Below are 13280 nucleotides of genomic sequence, written 5' to 3'. Positions count from 1 at the left end.
TCCGACAAGGGCTGGGAGTCCAAGGACGAGCACGGCTCCAAGGACGAAGACAGCAAGAGCTGGGAGTCCGAGGACGAAGACAGCAAGGACTGGGAGTCCAAGGACGAGCACGGCTCGGACGACGAGCGCGAGTTCGTGTACTACGGCGAGGCCAAGGTCGACAAGGACGCCAAGCCGGGTCGTTACGAGCTCAAGGGCTCGTGCGGCGAGGGCGAACTGGTCGTACTGCCCCACGGCGGGGTCGACGGTGGTGACGGTGGCGCCAGCACCGGGACCGACCGTGGTCTGGCCACCAGTGGCGCGGGCCTGCTCGGCGCTGCCGCGCTGGGTGGGATCGTTCTGATGCGTCGTCGGCGGACCGATGGTTCCCTCGTCTGACGTGACGACACGGGCCGGCGGCCGTCACGGGAAACCGTGGCGTGCCGCCGGCGCGGCCGTCGTCGTCACCCTGGCCATGATCGGCGCCGGCATGATCGGCGCCTCGTTGCAGGACCGGCCCGCTCCCCGACCCCCGCAGCCGCTCGCCCAGGCCGGCCCCGAGGTCTCCGGGCCGACGGTCACCGGAAGCAACGCCTCGGCGCCGGACGACGGGGAGCGCGGCGACGTTGCCGCCGGCCTGGACCGGGCCGCTCCGACCACGATCGAGATCCCCCGCATCGGCGTCCACGCGCCTGTCATGTCGCTCGGCACCAACCCGGACGGCACCGTCCAGGTCCCCCCGTTGGAGCAGGCCGACCGGGCCGGCTGGTACGAGCCGGGGGCGAGTCCCGGCGAGACCGGTAACGCGGTGATCGTCGGGCACGTGGACTCGGCAAAGCTCGGCCCGGCCGTCTTCTTCGACCTCGGGTCGCTCGTGCCCGGCGACACGATCACCGTCCAGCGGGCGGACGGCCAGCCGGCGACGTTCCGGGTCGACTCGGTGAAGTCGTACCCGAAGACGTCCTTCCCCACCGAGCTGGTGTACGGGCCGAACGACCGGCCCGGCCTGCGGGTCGTCACCTGCGGTGGCCAGTTCGACGAGGCGGCCAGGAGCTACGAGGACAACGTGGTCGTCTTCGCCACCCTCGCGGCGTGACCCGGGGCGTACACGGAAGCGGTCCGGCCGGTCGGGGTTTCCCGATCGGCCGGACCGCTTCCGGCGTACCGGATCAGGCGGCGGCGGAGGTCCGCACCAGGGTGCGGATCTGACGCAGCAGCACGGACAGGGCGGCGAGATCCGCCCGCGACTCGTCGAACTCCCCCATCGCCCGGCGGGCGCGGTGGATCGACGTGGCGTTCGACTGCTCCCACTGCTGCACCCGCTCGTGCGGCGGCTGGTCCTCCGGCGTGGAGTCGAGCACCTCGGCGGTGAGCGCGGCCAACGCGGCGTACAGGTCGTAGCGCAGCGCCATCCGCGCGAGCGTCTGCCAGCGGTCCTCGCGCGGCAGCAGGGAGATCTTCGACAGCAGCGAGTCCACCCGGAACAGGTCGGAGAGCACGAAGTAGACCGAGGCCACCTCGCCGACGTCCCGTCCGCTGCGGGTCGCGGTCTCCACGACGTCCAGCAGGCCGAAGCTGTACATCAGTCGGGTCGCCCGCTCCGCCAGCTCGCGGGGCAGACCACGGTCGATCATCGAGTCGATGTGCGCCGTGATGGCCTGCCGCTCACCGCCGTAGAACAGGTCCTCCAGCCCCGGCAGCAGCCGGGCCACCCCGTCGCGCAGCCGCGTGATCTCGGCCGGCACGTCGATCGGCGAGCGCCGGTTGGTCACCAGCCACCGCACCGCCCGGTCGAGCAGCCGCCGGGTGTCCAGGTAGACGCTGGTCTGCAGCTCCGGGGAGACCTTGTTGTCCAGCGCCTCCACCGCGTCCCACACCTCGCGCAGCCCGAACACCTCGCGGACCACCACGTACGCCCGGATCACGTCGGCCGCGCTGGCCGCCGTCTCCTCGACCACCCGGAAGATGAACGAGATACCGCCCCGGTTGACCGCCTCGTTCACCAGCACGGTGGTGACGATCTCCCGGCGCAGCCGCTGCCGGCCCATCCGGTCGGCGAACCGCTCGCGCATCGGCGTCGGGAAGTAGTTGACCAGGACCTCGGTCGTCCACTCCTCGTCGGCCACCCCCTCGGTGAGGATCTCCCGTTCCAGGACGATCTTGACGTACGCGAGCAGCACCGCGAACTCCGGCGCGGTCAGCCCGGACTCGCTGCGCACCGCCAGCTCCTCGTCCGGCGGCAGCGCCTCCAGCGACCGGTCCAACGCGCCGGAACGCTCCAACTCGTTGATCATCCGACGGTGCACGGGAAGCAGCGAGGCGGCCTGGGCCTGGGCGTTGTTGATGGCCCGAGCCTGGTCGTAGTTGTCCCGCAGCACCAGCTCGGCGACCTCCTCGGTCATCCCGGCCAGCAGCTCGTCCCGCTCGGCGGTGGTCAGCTCACCGTCGGCGACAGCCGTGTTCAGCAGGATCTTGATGTTCACCTCGTGGTCGGAGGTGTCCACCCCGGCCGCGTTGTCGATGAAGTCGGAGAAGATCCGGCCACCGGTCAGCGCGTACTCGATGCGGCCGAGCTGGGTCCAGCCCAGGTTGCCGCCCTCGCCGGCCACCCGGCAGCGCAGGCTGCGCCCGTCCACCCGGATCGCGTCGTTGGACTTGTCGCCCACCTCCGCGTTTGTCTGGGTGGACGCCTTGACGTACGTGCCGATGCCGCCGTTCCAGAACAGGTCCACCGGGGCGGTGACGATCGCCTTCATCAGCTCCTGTGGCGAGAGCTGGGTGACGTCGTCGTCGAGGCCGATCGCCGCCCGGACCTGCGGCGTGATCGGGATCGACTTCGCGGTACGCGGGAAGATGCCGCCCCCGGCCGAGATCAGCTCGGGGTTGTAGTCCTCCCACGACGAGCGGGGCAGGTCGAACAGTCGACGACGCTCCACGTACGAGGTGGCCGCGTCCGGTTCCGGGTCCAGGAAGATGTGCCGGTGGTCGAAGGCCGCCACCAGCCGGATGTGCTCGGAGAGCAGCATCCCGTTACCGAACACGTCGCCGGACATGTCGCCGACACCGACGACTGTGAAGTCCTGGGTCTGGGTGTCCAGGCCCAGCTCCCGGAAGTGCCGCTTGACCGACTCCCAGGCGCCCCGGGCGGTGATGCCCATCTTCTTGTGGTCGTAGCCGGCCGAACCGCCGGAGGCGAACGCGTCGCCCAGCCAGAAGTTGTGCGCCAGGGAGATCTCGTTGGCGATGTCGGAGAACGTCGCCGTTCCCTTGTCCGCGGCCACCACCAGGTACGGGTCGTCGCCGTCGTGCCGGACCACGTCGTCGGGCGGCACGATGTGCCCACTGACGATGTTGTCCGTGACGTCGAGCATGGCGCCGACGAACTCCTGGTAGCAGGCCACCGCCTCGTCCCGGTCGCCCGGCTTCTGCTTCAGCACGAAGCCGCCCTTGGCGCCCACCGGCACGATCACGGTGTTCTTCACCATCTGCGCCTTGACCAGGCCCAGCACCTCGGTGCGGAAGTCCTCCCGACGGTCGGACCAGCGCAACCCGCCCCGGGCCACCGGCCCGAACCGCAGGTGCACGCCCTCGAACCGGGGCGAGTAGACGAAGATCTCGAACTTCGGTCGGGGCGCCGGCAGGTCCGGGATGGCCTGCGGGTCGAGCTTGAACGCCACGTACGCCTTCGGACGCCCGCCGACCGGCTTCTGGTAGAAGCTGGTCCGCAGTGTCGCCTCGATGAGCGTCAGGTACGAGCGCAGGATCCGGTCCTGGTCGAGGCTCGCCACGTCGTCCAGCGCGCCCCGGATCGTCTCCACCAGCTCGCCGCTGCGCTGCTGCCGCTGCTCGGCGGTCAACTCGCCCGGCGCGAACCGTGTCTCGAAGAGCTCCACCAACAGGCTGGCGAGCTTCGGGTACGCGATGAAGGTCTGCTCCATGTAGTCCTGCGAGAAGACCGTCCCGGCCTGCCGCAGGTACTTCGCGTACGCCCGCAGCACCACCACCTGCCGCCAGGTCAGCCCGGCGCGCAGCACCAGCTCGTTGAACCGGTCCACCTCGGCCTCGCCGCGCCACGCCGCCGCGAACGCGTTCTCCACGTGCGGGCGTACCTCGGACAGCTCGTGATGCCCCTCGGGCAGCATGAGGCCGAAGTCGTACAGGTAGACCCGACCGTCGATCCGGTCCACCTCGTACGGGTGCTCGTCGACGACGCGGACGCCGAGCGAGTGCAGCACCGGCAGCACGGCGGAGAGCATCATCGGCTCGCCGTACCGGTAGACCTTGAACCGCACGTTCATGCTGTCGGCCAGGTCCGCGCCGGGCACGCGGGTGCCCGGCCTCGGCGCCAGCTGCTTGCGGAACAGGTGCATCTCCAGCTGGCCGGGCTCCTCGAGCAGCTCCAGCTTGGCCAGGTCCTTCATCGCCTCGTACGGCGTGTGCCCGTCCTTGTAGCCCTCCGGGAACGCGTCGGCGTACCTGGCGAACAGGTGCTTGGCCTGCTCGTCGCCGAGCTTGCGCTCCAGCACGAGCCGGTAGTCGTCGTCCCAGAGCCGGGTCGCGTCGGCCAGTTCCTCGGCCAGCAGGTCGGCGTCGATGTCGCCGGGCGGCCGGGTCGGGTCGGTGCGGACGATGAAGTGGATCCGGGCCAGCATCGACTCGGTGACCCGGGTGGTGTAGTCGACCCCGACGCCGTTCAGCTCACGCAGCAGGATGTCCTGCATGCGCAGCCGGTTCTGGGTGGTGAACCGGTCCCGGGGAAGGTAGATCAGGCAGGAGATGAACCGCCCGTACGCGTCGCGGCGCAGGAACACCCGCAACTGCCGGCGGCCCGCCATCCGCAGCACACCGATCACCGCGTGGTACAGGTCGTCGGTCTTGATCTGGAACAGCTCGTCGCGCGGGTAGGTCTCCAGGATCTGCAGCAGATCCTTGCCGGAGTGGCTGCGCCGGCTCAGGCCGGAGCGGTCGAGCACCTCCGCGACCTTCCGGCGTACCACAGGCAGCTCCCGGACGCTGGTCCGGTACGCCGCAGTGGAGAACAGGCCCAGGAAGCGCCGCTCCCCGATGACCTCGCCGACCTCGTTGAAGATCTTGAACCCGATGTAGTCCAGGTACGCCGAGCGGTGCACGGTGGCCCGCGAGTTGGCCTTGGTGATGATGAGCAGGCGCTTCTCCAGCACCTTCTCGTGTGCCTCGTGCGTCATCGACGACAGCGACCGGGCCTCCGGCGAGTCCGAGCGCAGGATGCCCAGGCCGGTGCCGAGCACCGCCTCCAGCGCCTTGCCGTCCACCGGGTCGGCGGAGTTCCCGTCCGGGGCGTCGACCAGCCGGTACTCGCGGTAGCCGAGGAACGTGAAGTGGTCGTGCGCCAGCCAGCGCAGCAGCTCCACCGAGTCGGTGATGTCCTTCTCCGGCACCGGCGGACGATTGTCCGAGGTACGGGCCGAGGCCAGCTCGTCGGCGAGCGCGAGCGCACGCTGACGCATCTTCGGCCAGTCCTCCACGGCCTCCCGCACGTCGGTGAGTACTCGTTGCAGCTCACCGCGCAGGCGGTCGCGCTCGGCTGCATCCCGGACCGGGTCGATTTCGATCCGCATCCAGCTCTCGATGATGTCGCCGGCGATCGCGTCGTCCGGTTCCACGTCCGCCGAGACCTCGGTGAGGCGGCCCAGCGGCTCGCGCCGGACCACCACCAGCGGGTGCACGAGCAGGTGCACGTCCAGGTGGTACGAGTTGAGCAGCGCGGTCACCGAGTCGACAAGGAACGGCATGTCATCGGTGACGATCTCGACGACGGTGTGGTGTTGGTCGGCGTACGGCTCGTGGATGCGCAGCTTCAACTCGCCGGGCACCCGCTGCTGGGCCAGGTCCCGGTGCGCCCGGGCCGCGTCGAGCATCTCCTCCGCAGTGAAGCCGACCAGCTCCTCGTCCGGGGCGAACCGCCAGAAGCGACCGACCAGGGTCGCCGCATCGTGGTCGTCCCCGGCGAGCGCGACAGCCTGGGCAACCAGGCGCTCCGCGTTGGGGACCGGTTCGTCGAGCTCGGCGTCCTCCACGTCGTCGGCCAGTGCCTCGGTCGGCAGGCCCAGATCGTAGATGGTGTCGATGCTCGACCCGGTCAGCCCTGTGACGCCCGTGTCGAGCCGGCCGTAGCCGTCCCCGTCGGTCGCCGAATCGAAGCTGTCCTCGTCCCGGCCGGTGTCATCCTGCCGGAGGTCGGGTTCCGGTTTGATCGCCGGACGCCGGTCCATCGGTGCCACTCCCCTCGACCCACCGCGTTGTGGGTCACTCTGCCGCCCAGCGTAAGCCTGTCGTTTCCCGCCTTCGTCGGCGGACCACTGGCCGGACGTCCGGATCGGGACTTTGTCCTTTCACCCGTTGCGGGTCCGAGGTTGGCCGCTTGCGGGATACCCCGCCCCGCGATGTTCATCACACCGGCCCGGCCCGTCTTTCCGCACGTCGAGGCCCGCACGGGACGTTCGGGACAGCCTCCGCGTACTACCGTGCAGAGCAGCCCGAGACCGGAAGGACCGCTTCATGACCTTGTCCTACCCCCGGCCCCACCGGCCGAATCGCACGCGGGGGGTCGCGGCGATCACTGCGGCCCTGCTCACCGCCGGCGTCCTGGCGGCGTGCTCCGGCGACGACGGGCCGGAGCGCGGCGTCGACGCCTTCCTCAGCGGCTGGCGCAGCGGCGACCTGCAGGCGGTCGCGATTGTCGACACGACCGGCGCCAAGCTGCCGGCCACCGAGGTGGCCAAGGAGATCAAGGAGCTGTCCGGCGAGTTGGCGGCCACCCCGCCCACGCTGACCCGCCAGGGCGAGCCGAAGATCACCAAGAACATCGCTACCGCCACGATCCGGGTGGACTGGACGCTTCCAGGCCAGACCCACTGGGCGTACGACCGGGAGCTGCGGCTCGTCCAGGGCGACGACGACCAGTGGCAGGTGATGTGGGAGCCGCGGGTGATCCACGAGCAGCTCGCCAAGGGTGACCGACTGGGGTTGCGCCGCGACACCGGCGCCCGGGCCGGCGTGCTGGACGCGGCCGGCCAGCCGATCGTGTCGCCCCGCCCGGTCGTGCGGGTGGGCGTACAACCGAACCAGGTCACCGACATCAAGAAGCTGGTCAAGGATCTCGACGGTGCCTTCAAGGCCATCCGGCCGGCCCTCGTTCCCGCAGTCGACCTGTCCGACCTGCCCAAGCGGGTGGCCGAGGCCGACCCGGGCGCTCTCGTCGAGGTGGTGACCCTGCGCGACCCGGCGTACCGCCAGATCAAGTCCCGGATCTACGACCTGCCCGGCACCAAGTTCGTGTCCGACAAGCTCGACCTGGCCCCGACCCGGGAGTTCGCCCGCGCGCTGCTCGGCTCGGTCGACCAGGCGCAGGCCGACGACCTCGCCGCCCACCCGGACCGGTACGTCACCGGCGACCTGGTCGGGCACGGCGGGTTGCAGGGCCGCTATGACGAGCAGCTTCGCGGCGCCCCCGGCCTGACGGTCATGGTCGAGCGGCCCGACGAGGACGGCAAGCTGGCACCCACCGGCGCCGAGCTGTTCCGCCAAAAGCCGAAGCCCGGTCAGGCCCTCAAGACCACGCTGGACGTGGCCACCCAGAACGCGGCCGACGGCGCCCTGCGCGCCGAGTCGCACCGAGCCGCGCTGGTCGCGGTCCGCGTCAGCGACGGCGCGGTCCTCGCCGCCGCCAACGGTCCCGGCTCGACCGGCGAGAACCTGGCCTTCACCGCGCAGGTGCCGCCGGGCTCCACGTTCAAGATGGTCAGCGCGCTGGGTCTGCTGGACCGGGGCGCGGTCACGCTGGACGGGCCGGTGGAGTGCAAGAAGACCTTCACCGTCGATGGCCGGTCCTTCAAGAACTCGGACAACTTCGAGTTGGGCTCGGTGCCGTTCCGTACCGACTTCGCCAAGTCCTGCAACACGGCTTTCGCGTCGCTGGCCCCGAAGCTCGGCGGCGACGGGCTGGCCGCCGCCGGCCGCTCGCTGGGCCTGGAGGGGCAGTGGGATCTCGGCACGGACGCCTTCCCCGGCAAGGTGTCGACCGGCGGCAGCCCCGCCGAGCAGGCAGCCGCCTCGTTCGGCCAGGGCACCACGCTGGTCAGCCCCCTGGCCATGGCCGGCGCCACCGCGGCCGTCGCCCGGGGCCGCTTCGAGCAGCCGAAGTTGCTGGTCGACCCGGCGCCGGCCAAGCCGGCACCGCCCGGCGAGCAGCTCAAACCGGAGTCCGTCACGGCGCTGCGCACGATGATGCGCGAGGTGGTCACGGCCGGCACCGGCAGCGCGCTCAAGGACGTTCCGGGCGGCGAGGTGTACGGCAAGACCGGCACCGCCGAGTACGACGACAACCCGGCCCACACGCACGCCTGGTTCGTCGGCTGGCAGGGTGACGTCGCGTTCGCCGTGTTCGTGGAGAACGGCGGGGCCAGCACTTCCTCGGCCGTCCCGATCGCCGAGCGCTTTCTCCGCGCCCTCCGCTAGACGAGTAATCCCCAACTCTGGCTGGGGCGGTAGGCGCAGCCGGCGGCCGGCGATGACCCTCGGTCACCTCCATGGAGCCGGAAGCGCTCGCACGCGGTATACCTCAGAGTCATATTCATACCTCTGAGGTATACCGCTCAACAGCACATCCACAGGGCGGGCAGCCAAAGCGGATGGCCCGGCTGGCGCCCAGCGCCTGCCCCCTGCCCCCCGCCCCCTGCCCCGCCCGCGCCGCTGCCCGCCACGATCGACTCGGTTTCGCTGAAACCGTGGTGTCCAGGCCACCCGGACACCACGGTTTCAGCGAAACCGAGTTGATCACGGCGAGGTGGGCCGGGCCTGGTGGCGAGGTGAGCCGGGACTGGTCAGGCGGTGTCGGCTTCGCGCCTCTCCGGCGGTTCCTGGGCCGGCGGGGACGGTCGTCGGAGCAGACCCGGGCCGGCCGACGCAGGCGGACCGACCGGTTCACGCTCGACCGTGGCGGTGATCTGGGCTGCGATCCCCGACGGCTCAGACGGACCCAGAACGCGGATGCCGGGTGGTTCGGCCTCGGCCGCAACATCGTCCGGCACCGTGCTCAGCGACGAACGGCCGCCCGAGGGACCGGTGCCGGCAGAACCGCCGCCAGAGGGATCTACGTCGGCAAAACGGCCTCCCAAGGGACCGACGCCAACAGGCCCGCCGCGAGGCGGCTGGGCGTCGGCGGGTTCGACATCGGGAAGATCATCATCGCCGGCGTGCTCGTCACCCCGACCGCCGCCGGCAGGTCCAGCGGCGCGCGCGGCACGATCAAGCCCACCAGACGCGGCACGGTCAAGCCCACCAGACGCGGCACGGTCAAGCCCATCGAGCGCGCTGAGCCGATCGGAACGCTCGGTGGCGGTGGTGGCCCGACCGTTGCCGCGCCGGGGCGAGGGTGTCGGTCGGGGCGAGAGCAGTCGGGGCGGCACCGCCTCCGGGGCGGTGACCGGGGCCAGACCGGCGACCACTGTGTTGACGATCTCGGCGGCGTACGAGCCGTCCGGGTCGTAGTCGGGGTCGAAGACGGTCAGCTCGACACCGAGGCAGTGTGGGGTGTCGACCAGGCCGGCGAGCAGGATCTCCAGCTCGGCGAAGGCGATGCCACCCGGGTCGGGGGCGTCCACGGCCGGCATCACCGCGGGGTCGAGCACGTCGACGTCGATGTGCACCCAGTAGCCCGCGCAGTCGGCGAGCTGCTCGTGCGCCCACTGGGCCGTCCGGGCGGCGCCCTCGGCGCGCAGCGCCGGCACCGGTCGGGTGGTGATGCCCGCGGCCTGCAGGTCGAGGCGGTACTCGTCCTGCGCACGGATGCCGAGCACCACCACGTCGATGTCGCGGAAGTAGGGTCGGCGGCCCTCGAGCGCGGCCAGGTCGGCCTGCCCGCGCCCGGTGACGAGGGCCAGGTCCTCCCCGGCGGCCGCGCCGACATAGGAGGCGTTGCCGGGGTGCCGGAAGTCGGAGTGCCCGTCGACGAAGACCAGCCCGATCCGCCCACCGACCGCCTCGCCGAGGCGGTGCATGGCCAGCGCGGAGCCGAGCAGCACGGAGCAGTCGCCGCCCAGCACCACGGGGAACTCGCCCCGGTCGATGATCGAGCCGATCCGTTCGGCGAGGGCGAGGGAGTAGTCGGCGATCTCCCGGGCGTGGCAGACGCCGTCGCCGGGTCGCCAGTCGCCGGGGTCGTACCGCGGTGGGGTGACGCAGCCGGCGTCGCGGGCCCGGAGCCGGGCCAGCAGGTCGTGGTCGCGCAACGCGCCGGGAGCCTTGGCGCAGCCCGGCACGGAGGTGGACGTCGGCGGTCGCAGGCCGAGATTTGTCGGCGCGTCGAGGACGGCGATCCGGCGCATCATGAGCTCCCGTCCTCGGTGGTCGGGCGGGCCGGCGGTTCGCCGGCCCGCGCTGGCGTGCTACGAAGTCATTGAACTCAGAACAGGGCGCTGGCCAGGGCCCGCCGGGCCGAGGCGACCGCCGGGTCGTCCGGGCCGGCGATGGAGAACAGCGACACCAGGTGCTGGCGGACCTCCTCGCGGTCCTCGCCGGCGGTGCGCCGGACCAGGTCGACGAGCCGGGCGTACGCCTGCTCGGCCAGGCCGCTGAGCACCTCGATGTCGGCGGCAAGCAGTTGGGTCGCGACGTCGTCGGGGGCGCTCTCGGCGGCGGCCAGCGCGGTGGCCGGGTCGGCGCCCGCCACCCGGCGGGCCACGCCGACCTGGGCAAGGCCCGCCGTGGCCGCGGCGTCCGCCGGGGCGTCGGCGAGGATCTTGCGGTACGCCTGCTCGGCGGCGTCCAGATCGCCGCTCATGAGCGCGTCGTCGGCCTCGTCGAGGCGCGGGTCCTCCGGTTCGGCGACGGCCACGCCGCCGGCCTTGAGCACGGCCTGGATCCACTGGCGGAGCTGCGCCTCGGGCACCACACCGGAGAAGGCGTCGATCGGCTGGCCGCCGACGACGGCGTAGACCATGGGGATGCCCTGGACCCGGAACATCTGGGCGATCCGCGGGTTTTCCTGCACGTCGACCCGGGCGAGCACCCAGGTGCCGCCGCTCTCGGCGGCCAGCCGTTCCAGCACCGGGGCGAACTCGTCGCTCTCCGGGAAGCCGGCCGCGCCGAAGAAGACGATGACGGGCATGGCCATCGACCGTTCGAGCACATCGGCCTGGATGGTCGCCTCGGTGACGTCGACGATGGCGGCGTTGCCGCCGGCGCTCGGCGCGCCGGGTACGCCTGCGGACGGGCCGCCCTGCGGGGGTGTGCCGGGGCGGGAACTGGCTGGTGCGGGGCCGCGCAGCGTGCTGAGGTCGACCGCGCCGCGGGTGAAGATCGACGAGGTGATCCGTGGGTCGCTCATGGTTACCTAGTCTCGCACGCGAGCACGGATTACCGGCTCACCCACAACTCCGACGTTGCAACTCTCACGCCCCACCCCACCCCCCGCGATCGTGCACTTTCTGTCGCCGAAACGCGGCATCGACCCCGTTCGGCGGGACAGAAAGCGCACGATCGACGAGGTTAGAAGCGGGCGGGCTCGCGGTAGGTGCCCCACTCGGCCCGGAGGGCGTCGCAGATCTCGCCAAGGGTCGCCTCGGCGCGGACGGCGTCGAGCATGGCGGGGATCATGTTCTCGTCGGTGCGACTGGCCTCGATCATCCGCGCGACCGCCGCTCGGACCGCCGGCTCGTCCCGCGCGCTCTTGCGCTCGGCGAGCACCCGGCGCTGCTCCAGCTCCACCTCGTGCGAGATGCGCAGGATCTCCAGCTCCTTGGCGACCGTGCCGGTGTGGCAGTTGACGCCGACGATCTTCTTGTCGCCCTTCTCCAGGGCCTGCTGGTAGACGAAGGCCGACTCCGCGATGTGCCCGGTGAACCAGCCGTCCTCGATGCCGCGCAGGATGCCCGAGGTCATCGGGCCGATCTGGTGCGGCCCCTCCCCGCCGAGCTGCCGGATGCGGGCGAAGATCTCCTCCGCCTCGGCCTCGATCTTGTCGGTCAGCGCCTCGACGTACCAGGAGCCGCCGAGCGGGTCGGCCACGTTGACCACGCCGGTCTCCTCCATCAGCACCTGCTGGGTACGCAGGGCGATCTCGGCGGACTCGTCGGTAGGCAGCGCCAGGGTCTCGTCCAGCGCGTTGGTGTGCAGCGAGTTGGTGCCGCCCAGCACCGCCGCGAGAGCCTCCACGGCGGTGCGTACGACGTTGTTGACCGGCTGCTGCGCGGTCAGCGACACCCCTGCGGTCTGCGTGTGGAACCGCAGCCAGAGGGCCTTCTCGCTTGTCGCGCCGTAGACGTCGCGCAGCCAGCGGGCCCAGATCCGGCGGGCGGCGCGGAACTTCGCGATCTCCTCGAAGAAGTCGAGGTGCGAGTCGAAGAAGAAGCTCAGCCCCGGCGCGAAGACGTTCACGTCCAGCCCGCGCGAGAGACCCAGCTCCACGTAGCCGAACCCGTCGGCCAGGGTGTACGCCAGCTCCTGCGCGGCGGTCGAGCCGGCCTCGCGGATGTGGTAGCCGGAGACCGACAGCGGCTTGTAGCGCGGGATCTCGGCCGCGCAGTACTCCATCAGGTCGCCGATCAGGCGCAGGTGCGGCTCCGGGTCGAAGAGCCACTCCTTCTGCGCGATGTACTCCTTGAAGATGTCGGTCTGCAGGGTGCCGTCCAGCTTGGACAGGTCGGCGCCCTGCCGCTCGGCGGCGACCAGGTACATGCAGAACACCGGCACGGCCGGGCCGGAGATGGTCATCGAGGTGGTGACGTCGGCCAGGTCGATGCCGTCGAAGAGCGCCTGCATGTCGGTGGCGGTGTCGATGGCGACGCCGCAGTGGCCGACCTCGCCGAGCGCCTGCGGGTCGTCGGAGTCGCGGCCCATCAGGGTCGGCATGTCGAACGCGACCGAGAGACCACCGCCACCGGCGCCGAGGATCATCTTGTAGCGCTCGTTGGTCTGCTGGGCGTTGCCGAAGCCGGCGAACTGCCGGATCGTCCAGGTCCGCCCGCGGTAGCCGGTCGGATGAAGACCCCTGGTGTACGGGTACTCGCCCGGCCAGCCGATCCGCTCGAAGCCCGGGTACGCGCTGCCCTCCGGAGGCCCGTAGACCGGCTCCACAGGCATCCCGGAGAGCGTGGTGAAGTCGGCGTCCCGCTTGCGCGCGGAGTCGTACCGGGCCTGCCAGCGTGCCCGTCCGGCGTCGATCTCGTCGGCGTCCATGCGCAGGGCTCCTCCTCGGTTCCTCGACTGCACGTCGAGTGTAGAGCCCTCGCCTGAACGATCGCTAAGTAAGGCCGTACCGGCGG

Annotated in this window: 6 protein-coding genes and 1 pseudogene; 3 read left to right on the top strand and 4 right to left on the bottom strand. The window is 71.1% G+C overall.

What is annotated here, in order from left to right; all coding sequences use genetic code 11:
- A pseudogene (locus ACLQ26_RS32245) lies at positions 1-378 on the top strand (hypothetical protein); the annotation flags it as partial.
- Entirely contained in the window at positions 362-1075 is a 714-nt protein-coding gene (locus ACLQ26_RS32240; protein ID WP_425748137.1) for a class F sortase, read from the top strand. The pseudogene ACLQ26_RS32245 and the gene ACLQ26_RS32240, both read left to right, overlap by 17 nt.
- Before the next feature lie 73 nt (positions 1076-1148).
- On the opposite strand, the gene ACLQ26_RS32235 is transcribed toward ACLQ26_RS32240, so the two are convergent.
- On the bottom strand, positions 1149-6230 hold the full coding sequence (locus ACLQ26_RS32235) for an NAD-glutamate dehydrogenase (RefSeq protein WP_425748136.1): 5082 nt from the start codon (positions 6228-6230) through the stop codon (positions 1149-1151).
- 286 nt (positions 6231-6516) lie between these two features.
- Between ACLQ26_RS32235 and ACLQ26_RS32230 the strand changes: the two genes are divergently transcribed.
- The gene (locus ACLQ26_RS32230; protein ID WP_425748135.1) at positions 6517-8475 is read left to right on the top strand and encodes a penicillin-binding transpeptidase domain-containing protein; all 1959 of its coding nucleotides are present in this window, start codon (positions 6517-6519) and stop codon (positions 8473-8475) included.
- Between the two features lie 365 nt (positions 8476-8840).
- On the opposite strand, the gene ACLQ26_RS32225 is transcribed toward ACLQ26_RS32230, so the two are convergent.
- From ACLQ26_RS32225 to ACLQ26_RS32215, 3 genes are all read right to left on the bottom strand, one after another.
- Positions 8841-10346 (bottom strand): arginase family protein, encoded by a 1506-nt coding sequence (locus ACLQ26_RS32225; protein ID WP_425748134.1) that lies wholly within the window; start codon positions 10344-10346, stop codon positions 8841-8843.
- Between the two features lie 74 nt (positions 10347-10420).
- Positions 10421-11344 (bottom strand): tetratricopeptide repeat protein, encoded by a 924-nt coding sequence (locus ACLQ26_RS32220; RefSeq protein WP_425748133.1) that lies wholly within the window; start codon positions 11342-11344, stop codon positions 10421-10423.
- Positions 11345-11505: 161 nt separating this feature from the next.
- Positions 11506-13194, bottom strand: coding sequence for an acyl-CoA mutase large subunit family protein (locus ACLQ26_RS32215; protein WP_425748132.1), 1689 nt, complete (start codon positions 13192-13194; stop codon positions 11506-11508).
- Positions 13195-13280 lie beyond the last annotated feature (86 nt).

The sequence above is a fragment of the Micromonospora sp. DT43 genome (assembly GCF_049841645.1).
In the GTDB taxonomy this organism is placed as follows: domain Bacteria; phylum Actinomycetota; class Actinomycetes; order Mycobacteriales; family Micromonosporaceae; genus Micromonospora.
Note: the sequence above shows the minus strand (reverse complement) of the source record. Positions and strands in the feature narration are given on the sequence as shown.

Bases quoted from the DNA above. Each gene is read 5' to 3' on its own strand.
- ACLQ26_RS32240 (WP_425748137.1), top strand. From the start codon at position 362: ATGGTTCCCTCGTCTGACGTGACGACACGGGCCGGCGGCCGTCACGGG.
- ACLQ26_RS32235 (WP_425748136.1), bottom strand. From the start codon at position 6,230: ATGGACCGGCGTCCGGCGATCAAACCGGAACCCGACCTCCGGCAGGAT.
- ACLQ26_RS32230 (WP_425748135.1), top strand. From the start codon at position 6,517: ATGACCTTGTCCTACCCCCGGCCCCACCGGCCGAATCGCACGCGGGGG.
- ACLQ26_RS32225 (WP_425748134.1), bottom strand. From the start codon at position 10,346: ATGATGCGCCGGATCGCCGTCCTCGACGCGCCGACAAATCTCGGCCTG.
- ACLQ26_RS32220 (WP_425748133.1), bottom strand. From the start codon at position 11,344: ATGAGCGACCCACGGATCACCTCGTCGATCTTCACCCGCGGCGCGGTC.
- ACLQ26_RS32215 (WP_425748132.1), bottom strand. From the start codon at position 13,194: ATGGACGCCGACGAGATCGACGCCGGACGGGCACGCTGGCAGGCCCGG.